General features: G+C 73.8%; 22 protein-coding genes and 2 pseudogenes. 15 read left to right on the top strand and 9 right to left on the bottom strand.

Translation table 11 applies throughout. From position 1 onward, the window contains the following. Positions 1-19: 19 nt before the first annotated feature. Positions 20-358 (top strand): annotated as a pseudogene (locus ACH4F6_RS14125) (ArsR/SmtB family transcription factor); the annotation flags it as partial. A 266-nt stretch (positions 359-624) separates the two neighbouring features. After that, the gene (locus ACH4F6_RS14120; RefSeq protein ID WP_397960388.1) at positions 625-1914 is read left to right on the top strand and encodes a DUF3500 domain-containing protein; all 1290 of its coding nucleotides are present in this window, start codon (positions 625-627) and stop codon (positions 1912-1914) included. A 62-nt stretch (positions 1915-1976) separates the two neighbouring features. On the opposite strand, the gene ACH4F6_RS14115 is transcribed toward ACH4F6_RS14120, so the two are convergent. After that, the gene (locus ACH4F6_RS14115; RefSeq protein WP_397960387.1) at positions 1977-2213 is read right to left on the bottom strand and encodes a hypothetical protein; all 237 of its coding nucleotides are present in this window, start codon (positions 2211-2213) and stop codon (positions 1977-1979) included. Positions 2214-2500: 287 nt separating this feature from the next. Between ACH4F6_RS14115 and ACH4F6_RS14110 the strand changes: the two genes are divergently transcribed. From ACH4F6_RS14110 to ACH4F6_RS14080, 7 genes are all read left to right on the top strand, one after another. Then, complete coding sequence (locus ACH4F6_RS14110; RefSeq protein WP_397960386.1) at positions 2501-2992, top strand: hypothetical protein; 492 nt, start codon at positions 2501-2503, stop codon at positions 2990-2992. A gap of 238 nt (positions 2993-3230) precedes the next feature. Continuing rightward, positions 3231-4619 carry a sensor histidine kinase gene (locus ACH4F6_RS14105; protein ID WP_397960385.1) on the top strand — a complete coding sequence of 463 codons (1389 nt, stop codon included), beginning with the start codon at positions 3231-3233 and terminating at the stop codon, positions 4617-4619. Next, complete coding sequence (locus tag ACH4F6_RS14100; protein ID WP_397960384.1) at positions 4616-5038, top strand: roadblock/LC7 domain-containing protein; 423 nt, start codon at positions 4616-4618, stop codon at positions 5036-5038. The genes ACH4F6_RS14105 and ACH4F6_RS14100 overlap by 4 nt, the downstream gene beginning before the upstream one ends. Then, the gene (locus ACH4F6_RS14095; RefSeq protein ID WP_397960383.1) at positions 5035-5397 is read left to right on the top strand and encodes a DUF742 domain-containing protein; all 363 of its coding nucleotides are present in this window, start codon (positions 5035-5037) and stop codon (positions 5395-5397) included. The genes ACH4F6_RS14100 and ACH4F6_RS14095 overlap by 4 nt, the downstream gene beginning before the upstream one ends. Continuing rightward, complete coding sequence (locus tag ACH4F6_RS14090) at positions 5369-5992, top strand: GTP-binding protein (protein ID WP_397960382.1); 624 nt, start codon at positions 5369-5371, stop codon at positions 5990-5992. Before ACH4F6_RS14095 ends, ACH4F6_RS14090 begins: the two co-directional genes overlap by 29 nt. Further along, positions 5989-7260, top strand: coding sequence for a cytochrome P450 (locus ACH4F6_RS14085; protein ID WP_397960381.1), 1272 nt, complete (start codon positions 5989-5991; stop codon positions 7258-7260). The genes ACH4F6_RS14090 and ACH4F6_RS14085 overlap by 4 nt, the downstream gene beginning before the upstream one ends. Next, positions 7257-8498, top strand: a complete 1242-nt coding sequence (locus ACH4F6_RS14080) for a cytochrome P450 (protein WP_397960380.1) — start codon at positions 7257-7259, stop codon at positions 8496-8498. Before ACH4F6_RS14085 ends, ACH4F6_RS14080 begins: the two co-directional genes overlap by 4 nt. Before the next feature lie 121 nt (positions 8499-8619). On the opposite strand, the gene ACH4F6_RS14075 is transcribed toward ACH4F6_RS14080, so the two are convergent. The 3 genes from ACH4F6_RS14075 to ACH4F6_RS14065 all read right to left on the bottom strand — a co-directional run bounded on the left by ACH4F6_RS14075 (position 8620) and on the right by ACH4F6_RS14065 (position 12476). Continuing rightward, on the bottom strand, positions 8620-10152 hold the full coding sequence (locus tag ACH4F6_RS14075) for a helix-turn-helix domain-containing protein (protein WP_397960379.1): 1533 nt from the start codon (positions 10150-10152) through the stop codon (positions 8620-8622). A 131-nt stretch (positions 10153-10283) separates the two neighbouring features. After that, positions 10284-11870, bottom strand: coding sequence for an MFS transporter (locus tag ACH4F6_RS14070; RefSeq protein WP_397960378.1), 1587 nt, complete (start codon positions 11868-11870; stop codon positions 10284-10286). 132 nt (positions 11871-12002) lie between these two features. Then, positions 12003-12476 carry a MarR family winged helix-turn-helix transcriptional regulator gene (locus ACH4F6_RS14065; protein ID WP_397960377.1) on the bottom strand — a complete coding sequence of 158 codons (474 nt, stop codon included), beginning with the start codon at positions 12474-12476 and terminating at the stop codon, positions 12003-12005. A gap of 132 nt (positions 12477-12608) precedes the next feature. Between ACH4F6_RS14065 and ACH4F6_RS14060 the strand changes: the two genes are divergently transcribed. The 3 genes from ACH4F6_RS14060 (at position 12609) to ACH4F6_RS14050 (ending at position 15494) form a co-directional block, all read left to right on the top strand. Further along, positions 12609-13229 (top strand): L-threonylcarbamoyladenylate synthase, encoded by a 621-nt coding sequence (locus ACH4F6_RS14060; protein ID WP_397960376.1) that lies wholly within the window; start codon positions 12609-12611, stop codon positions 13227-13229. Between the two features lie 127 nt (positions 13230-13356). Continuing rightward, positions 13357-14112 (top strand): dienelactone hydrolase family protein, encoded by a 756-nt coding sequence (locus ACH4F6_RS14055; RefSeq protein ID WP_397960375.1) that lies wholly within the window; start codon positions 13357-13359, stop codon positions 14110-14112. Positions 14113-14300: 188 nt separating this feature from the next. Further along, positions 14301-15494 (top strand): glycoside hydrolase family 64 protein, encoded by a 1194-nt coding sequence (locus ACH4F6_RS14050; RefSeq protein WP_397960374.1) that lies wholly within the window; start codon positions 14301-14303, stop codon positions 15492-15494. Positions 15495-15556: 62 nt separating this feature from the next. On the opposite strand, the pseudogene ACH4F6_RS14045 reads toward ACH4F6_RS14050, so the two are convergent. Continuing rightward, positions 15557-16486 (bottom strand): annotated as a pseudogene (locus ACH4F6_RS14045) (putative Ig domain-containing protein); the annotation flags it as partial. A gap of 470 nt (positions 16487-16956) precedes the next feature. Here ACH4F6_RS14045 and ACH4F6_RS14040 point away from each other — a divergent pair. Then, the gene (locus tag ACH4F6_RS14040; RefSeq protein ID WP_397960373.1) at positions 16957-18462 is read left to right on the top strand and encodes a metallophosphoesterase family protein; all 1506 of its coding nucleotides are present in this window, start codon (positions 16957-16959) and stop codon (positions 18460-18462) included. Positions 18463-18601: 139 nt separating this feature from the next. Here ACH4F6_RS14040 and ACH4F6_RS14035 read toward each other — a convergent pair whose 3' ends face one another. Continuing rightward, positions 18602-19594, bottom strand: coding sequence for a TauD/TfdA dioxygenase family protein (locus ACH4F6_RS14035; RefSeq protein ID WP_397960372.1), 993 nt, complete (start codon positions 19592-19594; stop codon positions 18602-18604). A gap of 186 nt (positions 19595-19780) precedes the next feature. Between ACH4F6_RS14035 and ACH4F6_RS14030 the strand changes: the two genes are divergently transcribed. Both ACH4F6_RS14030 and ACH4F6_RS14025 read left to right on the top strand, forming a co-directional pair. Next, complete coding sequence (locus ACH4F6_RS14030; RefSeq protein WP_397960371.1) at positions 19781-20611, top strand: aldo/keto reductase; 831 nt, start codon at positions 19781-19783, stop codon at positions 20609-20611. Positions 20612-20748: 137 nt separating this feature from the next. Further along, positions 20749-21792 carry a zinc-binding dehydrogenase gene (locus tag ACH4F6_RS14025; protein WP_397960370.1) on the top strand — a complete coding sequence of 348 codons (1044 nt, stop codon included), beginning with the start codon at positions 20749-20751 and terminating at the stop codon, positions 21790-21792. Between the two features lie 3 nt (positions 21793-21795). Here the strand turns inward: ACH4F6_RS14025 and ACH4F6_RS14020 are convergent, their stop codons facing one another. The 3 genes from ACH4F6_RS14020 to ACH4F6_RS14010 form a co-directional block, all read right to left on the bottom strand. Then, the gene (locus ACH4F6_RS14020; RefSeq protein ID WP_397960369.1) at positions 21796-22263 is read right to left on the bottom strand and encodes a peroxiredoxin; all 468 of its coding nucleotides are present in this window, start codon (positions 22261-22263) and stop codon (positions 21796-21798) included. A gap of 61 nt (positions 22264-22324) precedes the next feature. Continuing rightward, positions 22325-22729: a DoxX family protein gene (locus tag ACH4F6_RS14015; protein ID WP_397960368.1), complete on the bottom strand. Its 405-nt coding sequence runs from the start codon at positions 22727-22729 to the stop codon at positions 22325-22327. 167 nt (positions 22730-22896) lie between these two features. Next, complete coding sequence (locus ACH4F6_RS14010) at positions 22897-23418, bottom strand: MarR family winged helix-turn-helix transcriptional regulator (RefSeq protein WP_397960367.1); 522 nt, start codon at positions 23416-23418, stop codon at positions 22897-22899. Positions 23419-23432: the final 14 nt, after the last annotated feature.

Genomic DNA, 23432 nt, shown 5'->3' with positions numbered 1-23432 from the left:
AGGGAGCGAGCGATCGACCATGCAGGTCCCCCTCTACCAGGCCAAGGCCGAGTTCTTCCGGATGCTCGGGCATCCGGTCCGCATCAGGGTCCTCGAACTGCTCCAGGGCGGCCCCGTCGCCGTGCGGGACCTGCTCACCGAGATCGAGATCGAGCCGTCCAGCCTGTCGCAGCAGTTGGCCGTGTTGCGCCGCTCCGGGATCGTGGTGTCGATCCGGGAGGGCTCGACGGTCAGTTACGCGCTCGCCGGCGGCGACGTGGCCGAGCTGCTGCGGGCGGCCCGCCGCATCCTGACCGAACTGCTCGCCGGCCGGAACGAGTTGCTGGCCGAACTGCGTCAGGCCGAACCGCCGCCGCCCCGGACGCCGGAGCCGGACCCGCGGCTGCCCGAACCGGCCCGGCCGGCGGCCCGGCTGCCGGACCCGGCACGGCCCGAAGCCCGGCTGTCCGAATCGCCGCGGCCCGGACCACGGCTGTCCGCGGCGCGGCGGTCCGAGCCGCCGCTGTCCGTCCCGCGGGGCGGCGCGAGCCGGTCCTGACGGAGCGCGCCGGACGGACGTACGCCGGACGGTGCGCGCCGGCGGCTCACAGGTCCGCTTCAGGTCCGTCGGGGAGCTTGGGTCCCATGCACGGACACCGACCACGTACTCCCGGAGCCGAGCGCAGCAGGCGCTGGTTCATGAACAGGGCGCTGCTCGCCGGCGGCGCCGCCGCGGTGGCCACGATGACGGGCTGCTCCTCGGGCTCCTCCGGCGCCGCGGCCTCCGCCTCGGGCGCCCCGGGCGGCATGCCGTCCGGCGGTCCCGGCGGCATGGGGCCGGGGGCGAGCGAGGTGAAGTACGCCGACTTCGTCGGGGTCACCACCGACGGCAAGGTCGTCGAGGACCTGTACTCGGTCCACTCCACCGGCGTCTCCACGGACGCGGTGGTCAAGGCCGCGCAGGCCTTCCTCGACGGCCTGTCCGCGACGCAGCGGCGGGCCACCCTGTTCGACGTCCAGGCCGACGAATGGCTGGCCTGGAGCAACGTCGACGGGTACGAGCGCGAGGGCGTCCGCATGGGCGACCTGAGCGAGAAGCAGCGCGACCTCGGGTACGCCCTGCTCGGGGCGGCCCTGTCGGCGGACGGACTCACCCAGACCCGCAACATCATGAAGCTCAACGCGTTCCTCGGCGACCACGACGGCGGCGGGAAGGAGACCCTCACCGAGGGCCACTATTTCTTCACCGTGATGGGCACCCCGTCGACGACGCAGCCCTGGGGCTTCCAGTACGAGGGCCACCACGTCGCGATCAACTACTTCGTGCTGGGCGACCAGGTCGTCATGACGCCGACCTTCATGGGTTCGGAGCCGACCTCGGCCACCTACCGGGGTGAGAAGATCACCCTGTTCACGAAGGAGACCACGGCCGGCCTGGCCATGATCCGCGCGCTGACCGACGCCCAGCGCGCGAAGGCGGTCCCCGCGTCGGAGCAGAAGGCGGGCGACAACCTCAAGGCCGGCGCGGGCCAGGACAACCTGCGGCTCGCCCACCAGGGCCTGCCCGGCTCCGACCTCACGGCGGCGCAGCGCGCGAAGCTGCTCGACCTGGTCGGGGTGTACGTCGGCTACCTGGCCGAGGGGCACGCCGCGGTGCGGCTGAAGGAGGTGGAGGAACACCTCGACGACACGTACTTCTCCTGGCTCGGCGGGACCGAGGACGACTCGGCCTTCTACTACCGGGTGCACGGTCCGGTCGTGCTCATCGAGTACGACGCCCAGGCCCCGCTCGCCTACAACACGAAGAACGGCGGCGGCATGGGCGGGCCGGGCGGGACGCCCACCCGGCAGCACATCCACACCATTGTCCGCACGCCCAACGGGGGCGACTACGGGGTGGACCTGCTGAGGCTCCACCTGGAGAACGACCACTGAACCGCCGGGGGCCCGGACGCCGTGTCCGTCCCACGGTGTCCGGGCCCATCGGACGGCGCGTGTCAGTCGCCGGACAGGCGCGCGCGCAGGAGCTCCTTGCCCAGTTCGGCGCCCTTGCGGCTGTCGGCCTGGGCCTTGCGGAACAGGTCCGCGACCTCGGTGTCCTCGGCGCGTTCCGCGTCCTGGATGTACGTCTCCAGCCGCAGCGCGTTGTTCAGGCACGCCTCCACGTACCAGATGAGGTTGTAGTCCTTGTCCCGGGTTCCGGTCACGTCGCCGGTTTCCGTGCCAGTGGCCATGCGGGCCTCCTTCCGGCGTGATCCTCGACGTTGCTGGCTCGTCGGTCGCCGAGTACCCCTCGCTCCCGGGGGCACACCGCGCGCTCCCGCCGGAGGCCGCCGGTCGAACGGAGGCGCGGACGTCGAACGAACCCCACCCGAACGCCAGGGTCCGCCACCCCTTCCGCCACGTGGGAACATCCACCAGCATGCATACGCCGGGCCGGCCGGGTCGGTCCGCGCCCGGCGTCCGCGCGCCCGCCTGCCCGCGTGCGCCGGGCCCGGGCGGATCGTCTAGGGAGCCGGACATGAGCGATGTGGTGTGGGGGCGCGGCGTGGAGTGGCTCGCCGCCGCCGCGACGGACCCACGGGCGTGCAAGCGGGACTGGGACCGGGGCGACGGGATCGTGCTGCTGGAGGCGGGCCGGTACTGGGACGTGCTGAGCGTGCCCGCCGGGCTGGGCCTGCTCACCCTGGACCTGCTGTGGCGGCCCTCGCTGCCCGTGCCGGGGCCGACGCTCGTGGACACCGCGGCCCACCGGGTGGGCTTCTTCCTGCCCCCCGACCCGGGCAGCCGGTGGATCGGCGCCGGACTGCGGCACGCGGGCCGCGGCTCCTGGGTCGCGGTGCCGCCGCCGTACCGTGCGGCCCGGTTCCTGGAGTGGCTGGTGCCGCCGGACGGGACCGGTGCGCTGCACGCGCCCGAGAGGCTGGAGCCGGCGCTGCGCCGGGCCAACGGCACGCTCGCCGTGCTGACTCCGCCGGGCGGCGAGCGGCCCGCCTCGACGCCAACCCTATGATCATATTCACGGCGCCGGGAGCGTGAAATTCGCCAACTCGACTGTGCTGCACGGCAATTCAGACAGTCGGCGCAGATGCGAACAGATATCGAGCACTTTCACAGCGAAGTCTGGCTCGACCGTGCGAGATCGATCAATGACGGTGTGTACTGTGCTGCGGGTGCCCCGGCCCGTACACCCCGGGCCCACCCCTGCCCTCCTGCCCCCGCACCGCCCGACCCCTCCTGGAACCCAACCGATGATCGAATTACCGGACCTGGTGGCCGGTGGTCTCGCCGCCGGCACACTGTCCGCGCTCGCCCTCGGCGGCGGGCTGCTGCGGCTCCGACGGCGACAGACCCGGCAGCTGGCGGAGATCGCCGCGCTGCACACCCAACTCGAAGGCACATCAAGGGCGTTCACGACGGAGGTCGAACACCTGGCCACCCGCCGGGTGCCCGCCGCCGCCCGCCAGGTGGCCCATCCCCACCTGGACGTGCCCGGCCCCCTCCAGCCCCTGACGTTCGGCACGCCCCTGGGCATCGCCCTGGAGAACGTGCTCCTCGCGGTCCAGTCCGAGGTGGCCGACCAGCGCACCCGGGTCGACGCGGCCGCGCAGGCCGGCATGCGGGGCGCCACCCGCGAGATCCAGGCCGCGCTGTACCGGCTCCAGGACGCGCTGCGCGGTCTCCAGCAGCGCTACGACGACCCCGAGTTGACGCAGACCCTCTTCCAGCTCGACCACGAGAACGAGCAGTCCCTGCGCCGCGCCCAGGTCGCCGCCGTGGTGTGCGGGGCCTGGGTGGGGCTGGCCCGCGAGGAGTCGCACCTGGTGGACGCGGTCACCGGCGGCCAGGCCCGGCTCGCGGGCTACCACCGGGTCAAGGTCCACAACCACCTGGAGCCCGGCACGGCCCTGGTCTCGCACGCCGTGGAGCCCGTCGCCATCATCGTCGCCGAACTCCTCGACAACGCCCTGCGGCACTCCGCCCCGGACACCGACGTCGTCGTGAGCCTCGAACACGTCCACCACGGCGTGTGCGTGACGATCGACGACGCGGGCCTCGGCATGACCCAGGACGAACGCGACCGCGCCCAGCGCCTGGTGGCCGGCAACGCCCCCATCCTGCTGACCGAACTCGGCGACCCGCCGCGCATGGGCCTGGCCGCCATCGGCCGGCTGACCCGGCAGTTCGACCTGGGCGTCGACGTGTCCTCGGCCTCCCCGTACGGCGGTGTGCGGGCGGTGCTGCGGGTCGACAGCCACCTGCTCAGCCACCTCGACCCGGCCGACCGGCCACCGGCGCCCAGCGCCCCGCGCACCACCCGCGGGGCCGTGCCGCCCGCCCCGGCCGCTTCGCACGCGTACGGCACGGAGGCCCCGGCCCCGGACGCGCCCCGGCAGCACGCGCCCCGTGACGCGGACGGGCTGCCGCAGCGCCGGCGCCGCACCCGGGCCGCCGCCGCACCGGAGCAGCCCGCGCCGCGACCGCCGGCGCGCCGCCCGGAGGACGCCGCGGCCGCGCTGGGCGCGCTCCAGTCCGGCACGGCGGCGGCCCGCTCCGCCGCCGGGGCCGCACCCGGGGGCCCCGCCACGGCGGCCCACGACACCGACCACACCGACCACGAAGGGGGAGCGGCTCGATGACCAGCCGCAACACGGGGGACACCGCATGGGCGCTGGAACCGATCCTGCAGGTGCCGCACGTGGTGGCCGCCGTCATGCTGACCCGTGACGGGCTCGCCACCGGCTACACCGACGCGCTGTCGCAGCCGTCGGCCGAGCGGGTGGCCGCCATCACCAGCACCGTGCAGGGGGCGTGCCGGACGGCGGCGGCCGCGTTCGCCGACCGGGACCGGGCGGAGGTGCGCCAGGTCGTCATCGAGTCGGACCAGGGCTACGTGCTGATCGTGCCGACGGACCACGGCACCTGTGTGGCCGCGTACGGCGACGCCGAGGTGCGCCTGGACCTGCTGGCGCACCGGGTGCACTCCCAGGTGGCGCGGCTCGGCGAGAAGGCCATGGCGGCCGCGCCCCGAGGAGCCGACGACAACGCTCCGGCATGACCGGACGCCCGGCCGGCCGTCCCCTGGTGCCCGCGTACCTGTCGACCGGCGGGGTGGCCCGGCCCAGCCGGCCCCACCTGGAGCGGCTGTCGGTGCTCGCCCGCAGCGGCGAGCCCGTGCCGCACGGGCTGCCCGCGGCCGAACTCGCCCTGCTGGACGTCCTGGAGGGCGGTTCGCTGACGGTGGTGGAGGCGGCGGCACTGCTCAGGCTGCCCGTCTCCGCGGTGCGCGTCCTGGCGGCCGGCCTGGCCGACCGGGACCTCGTCCTCACCCGCGCGCCGATCCCGCCCGCCGAACGCTTCGACCCCGACCTGCTGAAGAGAGTGGCCGATGGCCTCCGCGCCCTCAAGCACGCCTAGCGTCGGCGCACCCGACGCGATCCACCTGCCGGACACGGCCCGCGACCTGGTGAAGATCCTCGTCGCGGGGCCGTTCGGGGTGGGCAAGACGACCCTGATCGACTCGGTGTCCGAGATCCGCCCGCTGCACACCGAGGAACACCTCAGCGAGGCGTCCGCGCAGGTGGACGACCTGGACGGGGTGCGGGACAAGGCGACGACGACCGTCGCGATCGACTTCGGACGGATCAGCCTGCCCGGCGGTGTGGTGCTCTACCTGTTCGGCACGCCCGGTCAGGAGCGGTTCCGGTCCCTGTGGGACGACATCGCCTACGGGGCGCTCGGCGCGCTCGTCCTGGTCGACAGCCGTCGGCTGGACGCGTCGTTCGACGTGCTGGGGCTGGTGGAGGAGAGCGGGCTGCCGTACGCGGTCGCCTTCAACACCTTCCCGGACGCGCCCCGGCACTACGGCGAGGACCAGTTGCGGCGCGCCCTGGACCTGGAGCCCGGCACGCCGATGGTGGCCTGCGACGCGCGGGACGCGCACTCCTCGATCGACGCGCTGCTCGCGCTGGTCGACCATCTGATCGACGGTGACCCCGTGGAGGCCCGGTGACCGCCTATCCCCCGGATCAGCACGCCTTCTCGCGTTCGGCGCCGGTACGGCTGTGGGAGGACGGCTTCGCGTCGGACCCGCACCGCTACTACGCGGCCCTGCGCGCCCAGGGGCCCATCGGCTGGGCCGAGCTGGCGCCCGGGGTGCCGGCGTACGTGGTGACGGACCGCAAGGCGGCGCTGGACGTGCTGCACGACACGGAGACGTTCTCGCACGACCCGCGCGCGTGGGAGGAGACCGTGCCGGCGGACTCCCCGGTGCTCGGCATGATGCGGTGGCGGCCCAACGCCCTGTTCGCCGACGGGGCCGCCCACGTGCGCTACCGCACGGCCCTCATCGACGTGTTCGACCTGGTGGAGCCGCACGACCTGCGGGCGCGCGTGCACCGGGCGGTCCGGCTGCTGGTCGGCCGGATCGGGCCGCGCGGCGAGGCCGACCTGGTCGGCGACTTCTCCCGGCCGCTGCTGGCCCTGGTCCTCAACGGCCTGTTCGGACTGCCGGACAGCGACGGCGACCGGCTCAACCGGAGCCTGGGCAGGATGATGGAGGGCGGGGCCCGGGCGGCGCGCGGCGAGGCCGAGTACGCCCAGTACGTCCTGGAGCTGATCGCGGCCAAGGCCGAACGCCCCGGTGACGACCTGCCGAGCCGGCTCCTGGACCACCCGGCCGGACTGACCCGGGAGGAGGTCACCTGGCAGGTGTTCCTCACCCTGGGCGCCGGGTACGAGCCGACGGCGAACCTGCTGTCCAACACCCTCTCGCGGGTCCTGGGCAACCCGGCGTACTACTCGACGCTGACCAGCGGCGCGAGGCCGGTCATGGACGCGGTCGTCGAGGTGCTGCACCACGAGACGCCGCTGACCAACTACGGCATCTACTACGCCCGCAGGCCGGTGGCCTTCCACGGGGTGTGGCTGCGGGACGCGGTGCCCGTGGTGGTGTCGTACGGGGCGCTCGGGCTCCCCCATGGCCCGAAAGGCATGGGCGGTACCCCCATCGCCGAGCGGGGGGCCGCCGACGACCGGCACCCGAACGACGCCTCGCACCTGTCGTGGGGGGCGGGCCCGCACGCCTGTCCGGTCAAGCAGCACACGCTGCTGCTGGTCACCGAGGCGATCGAGCGGCTCACCCAGTGGCTGCCCGACCTCGAGCCGGTGCTGCCCCGCGAGCGGCTGTCCTGGCGTCCGGGCCCGTTCCACCGTTCGCTCACCGCCCTGCCCGTCCGCTTCAGCCCCCGCTCGCCCGACCAGCCAGGAGGTCCGTCGTGACCGTGACCGACCGCATCGACCGTTTCGCCCTCGACCCGTTCGGGTCCGACATCCCCCGCGAGAGCGCCCGGCTGCGCGCCCTGGGTCCGGTCGTGCCCGTGGAGCTGCCCGGGGGCATCCCGGCCTGGGCGCCCACCGGCTACGACACCCTCAAGGAGCTGATCCTCGACCCGCGGGTCAGCAAGGACCCGCGCCGGCACTGGCGGCTGTGGCCCGAGATCGGCGAACACCCCTCCTGGGGCTGGATCCTCGGCTGGGTGGGCGTGGTCAACATGCTGTCCACGTACGGCGCCGACCACGCGCGGCTGCGCAAGCTGGTGGCGCCGAGCTTCACCCACCGGCGCACCGAGGCACTGCGGGAGCGGGTGGAGTCGATCACCGCGGAGCTGCTGGACGCGCTCGCCGACGACTCCGCGGGCGGCGGGGCCGTCGATCTGAAGGCCGGGTTCGCGCACCCGCTGCCGATGCGGATCATCTGCGAACTGTTCGGTGTGCCCGAGGAGTTGCGGGAGGCCACGGCCCGGCTGATCGCGGCCATCATGGACACCTCGGACCCGAGTCCCGAGCACGCGGCCTTCGTCCAGGAGCAGATCGGCACCGTGCTGGGCGGGCTCATCGCCCACAAGGTGGAGCATCCCGGCGACGACATGACGACCGAGCTGATCCGGGTGCGCGACGAGGACGGGGACCGGCTCGGCGACGAGGAGCTGCTGCACACGCTGCTGCTGGTGATCGGCGCCGGGTTCGAGACGACCGTGAACCTCATCGGCAACGCGGTGGTGGCGCTGCTGGACCGGCCCGAACAGCTGGCGGCCGTACGGCGGGGCGAGATCGGCTGGGAGGCGGTGGTGGACGAGACGCTGCGGGTGCACCCGTCGATCGCCTCGCTGCCGCTGCGGTTCGCGGTCGACGACCTGGAGGTGGGGGGCGTGACGATCCCGGCCGGGGACGCGATCATCACGACGTACGCGGCCGCGGGCCTGGATCCGGCGCACTACGGGCCGGACGCGGACGTGTTCGACGCGACCCGCGGGGCGGACGACCACCTGGCGTTCGGGATCGGCGTGCACCGGTGCATCGGCGCTCCGCTGGCGCGGATGGAGGCGCTGACGGCGCTGCCCGCCCTGTTCGACCGGTTCCCGGACCTGCGGCTGGACGGCGCGGCCGAGAAGCTGCGGCAGGTGCCGTCCTTCATCGCCTTCGGCTGGCAGGAGATCCCGGTCCGCACCCGGGGCTGACCGGCTCGCGGGAGCCCGACCGGTCCCCCGTTCCGGTCGTGGCCCCCGCGACGCGTAGAACTTATGCGGACGGGGCGCGGCTTGTGAATCGTGGCGGTGCCCGCTCACCGGGCCGGAGGACTCACCTGTGCACAGGTGAGTCCGGAAGGCCCGATTCCACCGGGTGGAGCGCGGGCCGGTCGAGGTCACCGGTGGTCAGATGGGCGAGGACGACCTCGTACAGATCGCTGCCGGCAGCGAGGAGCTGGCGTTCCAGGACGGGTTCGGCGCTGCGGACGTGCTCGCGGACGGTCTGGGCGTGCACGCCGAGCCGGTGGGCGGCGCGTTCGGCGTTGCCGCCGGCGGCGATCCAGGCGCGCAGGGTGCGGCGCAGGTCGCGGCCGTCGCCGTCCAGGCGCGCGAGCAGGTGGTCCGCCCAGGCGCGCAGCGCGGATCCGCCGAGCACGTCGTCGAGGCGGTCGGGTGCCGTGGCCGCGCCGGGGTACTCCTCGGCGATGCCGACCTGCGCGTTCAGGGCGAGGTGGACGGTGGCGCGGACGGTGAGGTCGGAGAAGTCCGTGCCCAGGAGGGTCTCGACGCGTTCCATGCGGGCGCGCACGGTGTTGCGGCTGACGCCCAGCACCTTCGCCGCGTTGACGGCGGTGAACTCCAGGCCGAGGCGGGTGGTGGCGAGGAGTTCGGCGCGGGTGTGGTGCGGAAGGGTGTCGAGGGGGCGCAGCAGGCGGGTCGTCCAGGCGCGCAGCACGCGGGGGTCCATCAGGCGTTCGGGATGGGTGCGTTCGGCGTAGACGGCCGCCTTGTCGGGGCGGAAGCGGGCGACGGCGAGGGCGCTGACGGCCTGTCCGTAGGCGGTGGCGGTGTGGGCGAGGCTCTGCGGGGCGCTGCCGCCGAGGAAGGTGTCGGGTCGCCGGTCGCACAGGCCGCGCAGGGCGCCGCCGGCGTCGTCGTCCGGTGTGACGACGATGACGTGGCTGTCCATGGCGGGGCAGCGGACGACCAGGGCGTGGTCGCGGGTCGCGGCGAGGCAGGCCTCGGCGAGGCGGTCACGGTCGTGGGGGGTGCTCTCGACGACGTAGACGCAGGCGGTGTCGGTGTCCAGGAGGCCGGGCCACAGGCCGGCGGCGACGCGGCGGGCGGCGACGGTGTCCTCGACCATGAGCAGCTGGAGGATGGCCAGGCGCAGGTCGGAGGTGGCGCGGGCGAGCCGGTGTCCGGTGGCGGCGGTGCGCTCGGCGCGCAGCAGGAGTTCGAGGGCGGCGGCGGTGTGGGTGACGACCTCGGCGGCGCGCCGGTCGAAGGGGGCGGTGCGGGAGACGGTGAGGACGCCGGCCCTGGCGGGCGGCGGGAGCTCGACCCGGATCAGCCGCAGGTGGCGGCCGTCGCCCTCCCAGGCCGCGGCGGCGATCCGGCCGGTGAGGATGTCGGCCACGAGGTCCTCGTCGAGGTCGTCGAGGGGGCTCGCGGGTCCGGCGAGGGGGGCGCCGGCGTCGTCGCGCAGGAAGACGGTCGCGTCGACGGTGGCGCCGAGCCAGTCGACGATCCTGCGCACGTCGCGTCCGGTGGGGCGCAGGTGGTCCAGGAGTTCCTGCGCCCACGCCGGCCCGGCACCGTCCGTCCTGCCCGTGTGGCGGTGCTCGTCGTCCCGGCCAGCCATGTCGGCGCTCTCCTCGTCCCTCGCGGCCCCTGATCGGGGCCGAAACCAGCCGTACCGGTCGGGGACGTTACCTCACGCGGGCCGAACGGTCGTCCGGGCTCCGCCCGCCGGCGCGGGCGGAGCCGCGCGGGTCAGGACGACGGGGCGGACGTCCGGAGGCCGGCGGCGGCCAGCACCGCTCCGGCGACGCACAGCAGACCGGTGACGACGGAGGCCGCGTGCAGACCGTTCATGAAGGCCTGGCCGCTGCCCTCGACGACGGCCGCCCTCAGCTGCTCGGGCAGGGCGGCCGAGACGGGGGCGACGCCCATGGCGACCGCGTCCTCGGCCTCCCGGAATCCGGCCGCCGCCGCGGCGGGGACCCCGGCCCGGGTGAGTTCGCCGCCGAGGGTGGAGCCCACCCTGGCGCTGATCACGGAGACCAGGACGGAGGTGCCGAGGGCACCGCCGATCTGGAGGGTGGTGGCCTGCAGTCCGCCGGCGACCCCGCCGTCCTTGACCGGGGCGTTGCCGACGATGGCGTCGGAGGAGGCCGCCAGCACCATGCCGACGCCGAGGCCGAGCGCGACGAACGGCGGCCACATGGTGGCGTAGGAGGAGTCGGTGGACCAGGTGAGCAGGCCGAAACAGGCGGCACCCTGCAGGACCATGCCCAGCGGCATGCAGAAGCGGGCGCCGAACCGGGCGGTGAGGGCCGCGCCGAGCGGGGAGGCGACGAGCGAGGCGAGGCTGAGCGGCAGGGTGCGGACGCCGGCCTCGACGGGTGTGTAGCCGCGGACGTTCTGCAGGTAGAGCATGATGAAGAAGATCGCGCCGAGCATCACGAAGAAGTTGAGCGCGGTGACGAGGGCGCCGACGGTCAGCGCGCGGCTGCGGAACAGGCGCATCGGCAGCAGCGGGTGCTCGACGCGGGTCTCGTACACGCCGAAGACGGCGAGGACGGCGAGTCCGGCCAGCAGGGCGCCCCAGGTGCCGGTCGAGGTCCAGCCCCAGGTCTCCCCCTTGACGACGCCGAAGACGAGGCTGAGCAGGCCCGCGGCGAGCAGGAGCACGCCGAGGACGTCGAAGCGGTGGTGCCCGGTGGAGTTCCTGGACTGCGGCAGGACGACGGCGCTGAAGACGAACGCGACGACGCCGATGGGCAGGTTGACGTAGAACACCGACTCCCAGTCGACGTGCTCGACGAGGAGGCCGCCGACGATCGGGCCGAGCGCGGTGGACACGGCGGAGACCATGGCCCAGATGCCGACCGCCATGCCGAACTTCCTCGGCGGGAACACCGCGCGCAGCAGTCCCAGGGTGTTGGGCATCAGCAGTCCGCCGAAGACGCCTTGGAGGGCCCGGAAGACGATGACGCCGGTGATGGAGCCGGACAGGCCGATGGCGACCGAGGAGACGGCGAATCCGGCGACGCCGGCCAGGTAGAAGGTGCGGCGGCCGAAACGGTCGCCCAGCTTGCCGCCGAGGATGAGGGTGGCGGCGAGGGCGAGCAGGTAGGAGTTGGTGACCCACTGGAGGTCGGCGGTGGAGGCGTCGAGGTCGCGGCCGATCTCCGGGTTGGCGATGGCGACGACGGACGCGTCGAGCTGGACCATGAACAGGCCGAAGGCGACCGCGCAGAGGGTCAGCCAGGAATTGCTGCGGAGGCGGCCGGGGGCCGGGGGCTGCGGCGCGCTGTGCGCGGGCACGCCGGAGTGATCCACGGTCGTGGACGGCATGGAGGAGCCTTGTCTGTGTACGGGGTCTGCGAGGAGGAGGGGCGGCGCGCGAACGGGCGCCGCGGGGAACGGGGCGTCGCGCGGAGCACGGGCACCCGTGGGGAACCCTCCGGGGAGGAGGCCTGGGAGGGGTCAGTGTGCCGTGGCGCGCAGCCGGCGCGTGAGCGACGTGAGCGCGCCCAGCGCGGATCCGAGGGCGTCCATCTCGCCGTCGGTGAGGGAGAGGAGGGCCTCGGAGAGGAAGGCGGTCTCGAGGTCACGGACCTCGGCGATGCGCCGGCGCGAGGTCGCCGTCAGGTACAGGTGGGCGACGCGCTTGTCGGTGCTGTCCTGACGGCGCTCCAGCTCGCCCTGCTCGGTGAGCTGGGAGACGAGCGCACTGACGTTGTTGGGCTTCATCAGCAGGGCCTCGGCGGCCTCGCGGACGGTGGCGCCCTCCCGTTGCGCGACGAACCTCAGCAGCAGGAGCTGCCCCTCGGGCGGCTTGGGATGGGGAAAGGCGGCCGCGACACGGCGGTCCAGGGCCCGGTGCAGCGCGGGGAGGCAGGCCGCGAGCCCGGAGGCCACGCGGTCGGCGCTCCGGCGGGAGGCGCTGGTGTCGGACATGACATCCACGATAGGTATGTCACCATACCTATGTCAAGGCGAGGCGCCCGGCCGGGGCGGCGGGTCCGCCCCGGCACCCGCGCTCGAGAGGCCCGCGCCGCACGGGCCCGGCCCACCGCATAAGCTCGGCGAATGGCGAAGTACTACGACGTGCACCCCGACAACCCCCAGCCGCGCACCATCGCCCAGGTCGCGGCCGCCGTCCGGGCCGACGCGCTGATCGCGTACCCGACGGACTCCTGCTACGCACTCGGCTGCCGCATCGGCAGCCGGGACGGCGTCGACCGGATCCGCTCCATCCGCGAGCTGGACGACCGGCACCACTTCACCCTGGTCTGCCAGGACTTCGCGCAGCTGGGGCAGTTCGTGCGGGTGGACAAGGACGTGTTCCGGGCGATCAAGGCGTCGACGCCCGGCAGCTACACCTTCATCCTCCCCGCGACGAAGGAGGTGCCGCGCATGCTCCAGCACCCGAAGAAGAAGACGGTGGGCGTGCGCATCCCGGACCACGTCGTGACCCAGTCCCTGCTCGCCGAGCTCGGTGAACCGCTGCTGTCCAGCACCCTGCTGCTGCCCGGCGAGGAGGAGCCGATGACCCAGGGCTGGGAGATCAAGGACCGGCTCGACCACGTGGTGGACGGGGTGCTGGACTCCGGGGACTGCGGCACCGTGCCGACGACGGTGATCGACTTCTCCGGCGGCGAGGCGGAGGTCATCCGGTACGGAGCGGGCGACACCTCCCGGTTCGAGTAGGGGGACGAACCGTCCGGAGGGGGCCTCCCCGGCCGACCGGATGGTGCGTGCAACGATGGTCGCGGCCGGCCCGGGCACCCCGCCCGGCGGCCCCGCTCCCCCGTGAAACGCGCAGAGAGGCACCCCCATGACCTCCGTACCGGGAACCGCCGTGGACGTCCCCACCGAGGACGGCGTCGCGGACGCCTACCTCACCCACCCCGCCGACGGGTCGCCCCGCCCCGGTGTCCTGCTGTACCAGGACGCGTTCGGCCTGCGCCCGCACCTGCGGGCGATGGCCGACCGGCTCGCCGGGGCCGGTTACGCGGTGCTGGTCCCCAACGTGTTCTACCGGCACGGGCGCGCCCCGGTCGTGGAGATGCCCGAGTTCATCGACCCCTCCGCGCGTCCGGAGATCTTCGGGAAGCTGCGCCCGGTCATGCAGTCCCTGACCACCGACCTGGTCCGGCGGGACGCCGGCGCCTACCTGCGCTGGATGGCGCGCAGCCCGGTCGTGGCGGACGGCCCGGTCGCGGTCACCGGTTACTGCATGGGCGCGCGCCTCTCCCTGCTGACCGCGGGCACCCATCCGGAGCGGGTGGCGGCGGCGGCCGGCTTCCACGGCGGGCACCTCGCGACGGACGCGCCGGACAGCCCGCACCTGGTGGCCGGCCGCGTCACCGCGGAGGTGTACTTCGGTCACGCCGACGAGGACCCGTCCCTGCCGCCGGAGCAGATGGCCCGCCTGGAGGACGCGCTGACCTCGGCCGGCGTCCGCCACCGCTGCGAGGTCTACGAGGGCGCCCGTCACGGCTTCACCCAGGCCGACACGTCCGCCTACGACGAGGCGGCCACGGAGCGGCACTGGACGGCGCTGCTGGACCTGCTCGAGCGCACCTTCTGACAGCCCGCGCCGCCCCCTCTCCCCGGGCCCCCTCCCCCGGAAGCTTCCCGAAGCGCGCCCGCGGTGATCCGCCGCGGGCGCTTCCCCTTGCCGAAGTCATTGACATGCTCACACCCCAAGGGCACTGTGAGAGCGCTCTCAACTAGGTACGGACCAACCCCACAGGCCTACCCGCACGGAGGTGGAGAGTGCTCCGCACACTCAGGTCCCGGCTGGCGGCGGCGGCAGGCGCCGCGGCCCTCGCCGGCGCGTTGCTCACCCTCGGACCGCCGGCCCGGGCCGCGGTCCCCGACACCATCCCGCTGAAGATCACCAACAGCTCGGGCCGCGGCGAGCCCCTGTACGTCTACAACCTCGGCACCGACCTGTCGACCGGCCGGCAGGGCTGGGCGGACGCGAACGGCGCGTTCCACGCGTGGCCCGCGGGCGGCAACCCGCCCACCCCGGCGCCCGACGCCTCGATCCCCGGACCGGCCGCCGGGCGGTCGACGACCATCCGGATCCCGAAGTTCTCCGGCCGGATCTACTTCTCGTACGGCCAGAAGCTCGTCTTCAAGCTGACCACCGGCGGGCTGGTGCAGCCGGCCGTGCAGAACCCGACCGACCCCAACCGGAACATCCTCTTCAACTGGTCGGAGTACACCCTCAACGACGCCGGGCTGTGGCTGAACAGCACCCAGGTCGACATGTTCTCGGCGCCGTACGCGGTCGGCGTGCAGCGCGCGGACGGCAGCACGGTCAGCACCGGGCACCTCAAGGCGGGTGGCTACAACGGGTTCTTCAACGCCCTGCGCGGCCAGCCCGGCGGCTGGGCGAACCTGGTCCAGACCCGCTCCGACGGCACCGTCCTGCGCGCGCTCTCCCCGCTGTACGGCGTGGAGACCGGCGCCCTTCCGGCGAACGTCATGGACGACTACGTCAACCGCGTCTGGCAGAAGTACGCGACCACGACGCTGACCGTGACACCGTTCGCCGACCAGCCCGGCACCAGGTACTACGGCCGGGTCTCGGGCGGCGTCCTGAACTTCACGAACGCCTCCGGCGCGGTCGTCACCAGCTTCCAGAAGCCGGACGCGGCGAGCATCTTCGGCTGCCACAGGCTGCTGGACGCGCCCAACGACGCCGTGCGCGGGCCGATCTCCCGCACGCTGTGCGCGGGCTTCAACCGGTCCACGCTCCTGGTCAACCCCAACCAGCCGGACACCACGACGGCGAACTTCTACCAGGACGCGGTGACCAACCACTACGCCCGCAAGATCCACGCGCAGATGGCCGACGGCAAGGCGTACGCGTTCGCCTTCGACGACGTCGGACAGCAGGAGTCGCTCGTCCACGACGGCTCGCCGCGCCAGGCGTATCTGACGCTCGATCCGCTCAGCTGAACGCGGCGGCGTCCCGCACGCGGGGGGAGCCCGCGTGCGGGACGCCGGTCGGGCGGAGCGGATCAGCCGGTCGTGACGGCGGTGTCGTCGATCACGAAGCCGGTCTGGAGCGAGGAGTCCTCGACGCCGGTGAACTTCAGGGTCACCGTGGAGCCCGCGTAGGAGCCGAGGCTGAAGGACTTCTGGACGTACCCGGAGGCCGCGTCGAGGTTGGAGTACGTGGCCAGGGTGGTCGAACCGGCGGCGACCGTCAGCTTGTCGTACTGGGTGCTGGTGGTGGTCTCGGCCGTGTCGACGTGGAGGTGGAAGGTGAACGTCGTTCCGGTGCAGCCGCTCGGGATCGTCACCGACTGGGACAGCGTGTCGGTGTGGGTCGATCCGTAGCCGTCGAGCCAGGCCTTGTAGGAGCCGGTGCGGGCCGCCTGGCTGCTGGAGTTGGTGATCACGCCGCTCGACGCCGTCCAGGTGGTGTTGCCGGACTCGAAGCCCGCGTTGCCCAGGAGCTGGGTCGAGGTGCAGGAGCCGCCGCCGGAGGAGCTGACCGTCCAGGTGAAGGCCGCGGTGCCGGTCGCGCCGGTCGAGTCGGTCACCGTGACGGTGGTGCCGTAGGAGCCGGCCGTGGTCGGCGTGCCGGAGATCAGACCGGTGGAGCCGTTGATCGACAGGCCGGCGGGCAGACCGGTCGCGGCGTAGGTCAGGGAGCCGCCGTTGGTGCTGCCGGCCGAGATCTGCAGGCTCACCGCGGTGCCGACGGTGGCGGACCGGTTGCCCGGGTTGGTGACGGTGACGCCGGTCGACGGGACCGTGATGTGGCTGCCGACGTTGATGCCGGCGAAGGCGTTGCCGAACCCGGCGTACTGGGTGGAGCCGGTGCCGTACAGCGCCGCGGCCGCGTTGAGCGCAGCGGTGCGGGCGCCCGCGTAGGTGGTGCTGGACGTCATGTACGTCGTCAGCGCCTTGTACCAGATCTGCAGGGCCGCGGCCCGGCCGATGACCGGGCAGCCGGGGTGCTGTCCGGGACGAGCTGAGGCGTGCGGGAGCCGTGCGTGTGGGGGGTGAACGCGCCGCCCGTGGGCGGCGGTCGGATGGGAGAATGACAGCTTTGTCGAGGTCATGCCATCCCGACCGGGGTACTCGGAGGGTTATCCCTCGGTGCGGGACGCCACCAGGGCCGCCGCGGACCGCCGGACTGTGCTCCGGCTGTGCGTTCCCTGTGGTCGGCGCGGGTCCGGCGGGCCGGCCACCCCGTGGGCGCCGGCCGCCGGGAGGGCCGTCGGACGGCGCCGGAGCGAATCGGTCCGGCGCCCGGGACGCCTTCGGCGCGCGACCGCACCGGCCGGCCACCGCCCCGCCCCGGACACCGGCCGGCCGCTGCGGGCGTCCGGAACACGCCGTCCTCCCGCGGTAGTTCACCACGCGGTCCCGGACGAACGCACCGGGTGATCGTTGCTACGGTGCACCGGTGGCCAACTCCTCACGCGATACCGCCGAGGGCGCCGGCTGGGGCGGCGCCGAACCCGGCACCTACCGGCAGCTCATGCCGTCCGGGGTCCGGAAGATCTCCTGGCTGGACCCCCGGATGCTGTGGGCGGCGCGCAACGGCGTGCTGGCGTCGTGGTTCGGGGATCCCACGGGCCGTACCCGCAGCCGCTGGGTGGCCCAGCGGGCGGCGGCCGGGGCGCCCGCCGACAAGGTGATCCGGCGCCCGGACCCGGACCGCTTCTCGTTCCTCGTCATCGGCGACACGGGGGAGGGCGACGAGCCCCAGTACGCGGTCGTGCCCGGCCTGCTGAAAGTGGGTCAGGACACCCGGTTCGCCGTGCTGGCCAGTGACGTGATCTATCCCGTCGGCGGCGCCGACGACTACGAGGACAAGTTCTTCCGCCCGTACCGGGACTACCGGGCGCCGGTCTACGCGATACCCGGCAACCACGACTGGTACGAGGACCTCGGCGCCTTCATGCGCGTCTTCTGCGACGACGCCCCTCCCCTGCCCGCGGAGCCCGCGCCGCGCCCGCTCACCCGCGCCTGGCTGCGCTCCCTGCTGTGGCACCGCCCCCGCACCGGTGACGGCCGGTCCCTGGGCGCCGCACGGGCGTTGCGCTCCGCACCCGGCCAACAGGCCGTGCAGCCGGGCCCGTACTGGGCGATCGACTCCGGTCCGGTGCGGATCGTCGGCATCGACACCGGTCTGCTGGGCACCCTGGACGCCGAACAGGGCGCGTGGCTGCGCGAGGTGTCGGCGGGACCGCGTCCGAAGATCCTGGTCACCGGCTCGCCGCTGTACGTGGACGGCGAGCACCGTCCGTGTCCGATCGAGGGCGGCGGCACGGTCGACGAGATCGTGCGCGACCCGGCGCACCGCTATGTGGCGGCGATCGGCGGCGACATCCACAACTACCAGCGGTATCCGGTCCCCCTCGCGGACGGCCGCACCCTCCAGTACGTCGTCGCGGGCGGGGGCGGGGCGTTCATGCACGCCACCCACACCATCGCCCGGGTCGACGTCGGCGGGGTGACCGAGGCGGACTTCCGCTGCTATCCGCTGCGCGGCGACTCCCTCGCCTTCTACAGCGCGCTGTACGGCCGCCGGCTGCGGCTGCGCCGCTTCTTCACCCTCACCGAGGCCGAGGCCACGGCCGTGGTCGCCGAGCGTCTGGGCATCCCGCCGACCCGGTCGCCGGGCGGGGAGGTCCGGCTCACGCGGCGGATCCGGCTGGTCGCCGCCCTGCTCGGGGCCGGCCGCCGCCCCGACCGCGGCGCACGGCTGCGCCTGCCCGTCCGCAAGATCTACACGTCGCTGTTCTCCCCGGGCTCGGCGACGTACAGTCCGCCGTTCTTCAAGTGCTTCCTGCGCCTGGACGTGAGCCCGGAAGCCGTCCGGCTGCGCTGCCACGCGGCCACCGGCAACCGCGCGCAGGAGCTGGACCCGCCCGTCGAGGACGAGGTCACCATCCCGCTGGTCTGATCACCCGCGCGCCGTGCCCGCCCGGCGGAACCCGGGTACGACCGCCGTACGGCCGCCGGAGGAGTCCGTGCCGCCGGTTCGCGCCCGGCGCGCGGTCCCCCTCGGCCGGGCGTGGGCGGCCGCTCCCGGGACGGCGGTCTCACCAGCGGCCGGGCTCGGTCCCCACGAGGGGTTCCGAGGGCTTGCCGTCGACGCCGACGGGCACGTCCCCGGCGAGCATCACCCGGTGCATGGTGCGGGGGAAGCCGAGGTGGGCGTTGTCGCCGGGAGCGAGGTGGATGGTGGCCCGGTTGTCCCAGAAGGCCACGCTGCCCGGCTCCCAGCGGAAGCGGACGGTGTACTCGGGCCGGGTGGCCTGGTCGAGGAGCATCTGGAGGATCGCCGCGCTCTCGGCGCGGGAGAGGCCGGTGATCTGCTCGACGTAGTAGCCGTTGACGCAGAGCACCCGCTCCCCCGTCTCCGGGTGGACCCGCACCAGCGGGTGCACGGACGCGACCTGGTGGTCGAGCAGGTGGCGCGCGTAGGCGTCGTCGCCGGGGCGGGGCTGGTAGCCGACGCCGAGGCGGTGCTCGGCGCGCAGGCCGTCCACGAAGTGCCGCACCGGGGCGGAGAGTCCGGCGTAGGCGGCGGCCAGGTTGGACCAGGTGGTGTCGCCGCCGTAGGGCGGTACCGTCTCCGCGCGCAGGATCGTCGCGGCCGGCGGGTCGATGCGGGCGCCGTGGTCGCAGTGCCAGCCGCGCTGCAGGGTGTGCCGGCGGCGCCGCAGCCACTCGTCGTGGTCCATGCCGAACCGGCCGCCCAGTTCCAGCCGGTCGGCGGTGGTCTCGATCTCGGGGACGTCCGGCGGGGAGGCGCTGCCCCGCCTGCGCGGCACGACCGGTTCCCCGAAGCGGCGGGCGAACGCCACGTGCCCCGCGTGGTCGAGGCGCTGTCCCCGGAAGAACACCACCTTCCAGCGCAGCAGCGCGGACCTGATCGCTCCGGCCCGGGCGTCGTCGAGACCGTCCGCCAGGTCGGCTCCGGTGATCTCGGCGCCGATGTGCCCGGCGACCGGGTGCACCTCGAGACCGGCCGCCCGTGCGGCCCGGGTGACCTGCTCGTCGAGGTCCGTGGTCCGGCTGTCCGTCGTCATGCGTGCTCCGCTCGTCGTCGGGTACGGCTCCAAGAAGATCGTGGCAGCCGATCGGCGGCATGGCGACAGGGCCTCGGCGTCCCGGCACCCCGGACGGGCCGTCGCCCGTCCCCCGGCCCGTCCGGTTGATCGACCGGATTCCGTCCGTGAGGCTGGGAGGACGACACGACGAGGGAAGGTCCGACGGTGATCGACGTTCCGGTGCACACGCTCAACGACGGGACACGGCTCCCGGCCGTCGGCCTCGGCACCTGGCCGATGGACGACGCGCAGGCGGAGGAGGCCGTGGCCGGGGCGCTCGGTCTGGGCTACCGCCTCGTCGACACGGCGACGAACTACCGCAACGAGACCGGCGTCGGCCGCGCGGTGGCCCGCTCCGGGGTGCCCCGCGAGGAGATCGTCGTCACCACGAAGCTCCCGGGCCGCCACCACGGCTACGAGAAGACCCTCGCCTCCTTCGAGGAGTCCCGGCGCCGCCTCGGACTGGACCACGTGGACCTGTATCTGATCCACTGGCCGCTCCCCCGCGTCGACCGGTACGTCGGCTCCTGGCGGGCCATGATCAAGCTGCGCGAGGACGGCCTGGTCCGCTCGATCGGCGTCTCCAACTTCACCGCCGGGCACATCGAACGGCTGGAGGAGGAGACCGGCGTCCTGCCGTCCGTCAACCAGATCGAACTGCATCCCCTCTTCCCGCAGGAGGAGCTGCGCGCCTTCCACCGGGCCAAGGGCGTCGTCACGCAGAGCTGGAGTCCGCTGGGCCGTGGTTCGGCGCTGCTGCGCGACCCGGCCGTCGTCGCGGTCGCGGAGGCCCACGGGGTCACGCCCGCCCAGGCCGTCCTGCGCTGGCACGTCCAGCTCGGCGCCGTCCCGATCCCGAAGTCCGCCGACCCCGCGCGGCAGCGCGCCAACCTCGACGTCTTCGGCTTCGAGCTGGGTCCCGCGCAGATGGACGTGATCGCGGAGCGGGCGCGGCAGCGGCTGGGCGGGGATCCGGAGGCGCACGAGGAGTTCTGAGGCCCCGGCCCGGCGGACTCCCGAAGTGCGGCCTCCGCCCGTGCCGAACAGGCTGGAACGAGGCCGGGGCGCGCACTCGCCCGGCACCCGCCGACCGGCACCGGCCGGAACGCCCTCACCCCACGGGAGAACCCCTCATGCGTGCAACCCTCATGTACGGCGCCGGCGACGTCCGTGTCGAGGACGTCCCCGACGCCGTCGTCAAGCAGCCCACCGACGCGCTGGTCCGCATCACCGCGTCCTGCGTCTGCGGCAGCGACCTGTGGCCGTACGCCTCGATGAAGCCCGAGGACGGGCCCGCCCGGATGGGGCACGAGTTCATCGGCATCGTCGAGGACACCGGTTCGGAGGTGACCACCGTCGAGCGCGGCGACCTGGTCGTCGCCCCCTTCGCCATCTCCGACAACACCTGCGAGTTCTGCCGCGAGGGCCTGCACACCTCCTGCGCCCACCCGCAGGCCGGCTTCTGGGACGGCGAACCGGACGAGGGGGGCCAGGCCGAAGCCGTCCGCGTCCCGCTCGCCGACGGCACCCTGGTCAAGCTCCCCGTCGCCGCCGACTCCGCCCTCGTCCCGTCCCTGCTCACGCTCTCCGACGTGTTCGGCACCGGCTACCACGCCGCCGTGGCGGGAGGCGTGAACGAACGCACCCGCGTCACCGTGATCGGCGACGGCGCCGTCGGCCTGCTGGCGGTGCTGTCGGCCAAGCGGCTGGGCGCCGAGCAGATCATCCTCATGGGACGGCACCGGGCGCGCACCGACCTCGGCCGCGAGTTCGGCGCCACCGACGTCGTCTCCGCACGAGGCGAGGAGGGCATCGCCCGGGTGCGGGAACTGTCCGGCGGACACGGCACGCACGTGGTCCTGGAAGCCGTCGGCAACATGCCCGCCTACCAGCAGGCCGTCGGCATCGTGCGGCCGGGCGGTGTGATCAGCCGGGTCGGTGTCCCGCAGTACGAGGAGGCGCCGCTCGGCTTCGGCAGCCTCTTCCGGCACAACGTCCGCCTGGCCGGCGGCCCCGCACCGGTACGGGCCTACATCGAGGAACTGATGCCCGACATCCTCGACGGGACCATCGAACCCGGCAAGGTCTTCGACGCCACCACCGGCCTCGACGGCGTCCCGGCCGGGTACCGGGACATGGCCGACCGCAAGAGCCTCAAGGTCCTGGTCAGGAACTGACGCTCAGGAGCGGTGGGCGCGCAGCACTTCCAGGGCCCGGTCGGCGTGGGTGTTCATGCGCAGCTCGCTGCGCACGACCTCCAGGACGGTGCGGTCCTGTCCGATGACGAAGGTGACCCGCTTCGTGGGGGCCAGGGAGAAGCCGCGCTTCACGCCGAACCGTTCCCGCACCGCGCCGTCGGCGTCGGACAGCAGGGGCATGCCGAGGGTGTGGCGTCCGGCGAACTCCTGCTGGCGGTCGACGGAGTCGCCGCTGATGCCCACGGGCCGCGCGCCCACGGCGGCGAACTCCGCCGCCAGGTCGCGGAAGTGGCAGGCCTCCGCCGTGCAGCCGGCGGTCAGGGCGGCCGGGTAGAAGAAGAGGACCACCGGGCCCCCGGCGAGCAGTTCCGTGAGGCTGCGGACCGTCCCGGTCTCGTCCGGCAGCGCGAAATCCTCGACCAGGTCACCTGTCCGCGGTGCCTTGCTCACGGGCGTCCCTCCGCATTCATCGTGTGCACGGCGTGCACGGCGTCGACGGCGTGCACGGTGATCAGGCGTCGACCGCGCTCTTCGCGCCCGGGGCGGCGCCGGCGTTCCCGGCGACGCTCCGGGCCCACAGCACGAGGGGCACCTGGAGGGGCAGCCGGCCCAGTGCCGCGGCCTTGAGGGGGGCGGGCCGGTGCCGCCAGTCGACCGCCATCTTGACGTTGGCCGGGAAGACGCCGACGAAGAACGCCGACGTGGCGAGCGCGGCCGCCCTGCGGGTCCGCGGCAGCGCCAGGCCCGCCGCCAGCGCCAGCTCGGCGACGCCGCTGGCGTACGTCCAGGTCCGGGGCGAGCCCGGCAGCGAACGGGGCACGAGCGCGTCGAAGGGGCGCGGCGCGGCGAAGTGGGCGACGCCCATGCCGGCCAGCAGGCCCGCGAGCAGCAGGGGTGAGCGTTCGGACCGGGGCACGGTTCCTCCTCTGACGGCCTGGCGCGTGATCCTACTGGACGGTAAGTGGGGTTCCCGCCGAGGGGTCGTCCGATTCGGTCGCCTCCGGGGGCGGGTGAGGTGGCGGTCCGGTCGCCGGTGCGGGGCGTGCGCGCCGTCGTGGAGGAGGCGCCGGAGCGGGTCCGGGGTCAGGCCTCGCGCGCGACGGCTCCGGCGGGCTGCTCCGCCTCCTCGTCGACGGCGTACGAGAGGAAGTCGTCGACCATGCGGTGGAAGAGCGTGGCGAGCCGGCGCAGCTCTTCGGGGGACCACTCGGACAGGGCCAGCTGCATGCCGCGGGCGCCCGCGTCCCGGATGCGGCCGACGGCCGCGCGGCCGTCCTCGGTGAGCCGGATCCGCTGCGCCCGGCCGTCGTCGGGGTCGGGCACCCGCGTGACGTACCCGGCCTTCTGCAACTGCTGCACCGTCCGCGTCACGTGCGAGGCCTCCACGCCCAGCCGCTGGGCCAGCTCCCCCGGCCGCAGCGGCTCGGAGTCGGCGACCTGTCGCAGCAGGGCCACGGCGGCACGGTCCAGCGGGACGCCGGCCAGCGCCATCAGCCGGTCGTGCTGGCGGGCGCGCGTGCTCAGGTACGTGATGCGGGTGAGGGCCCGCTCGATCTCGATCACTTCCGGAGTGGGGGTGGCGACGGGGAGCGGTTCGGGGGACATGGGTCCACTTTACC

Origin of the sequence: Streptomyces sp. NPDC017936, from assembly GCF_044328485.1 — a bacterium.
In the GTDB taxonomy this organism is placed as follows: Bacteria; Actinomycetota; Actinomycetes; order Streptomycetales; family Streptomycetaceae; genus Streptomyces.
The sequence above is the reverse complement of the archived record's forward strand: the minus strand, read 5'-3'. Positions and strand labels throughout refer to the sequence as shown.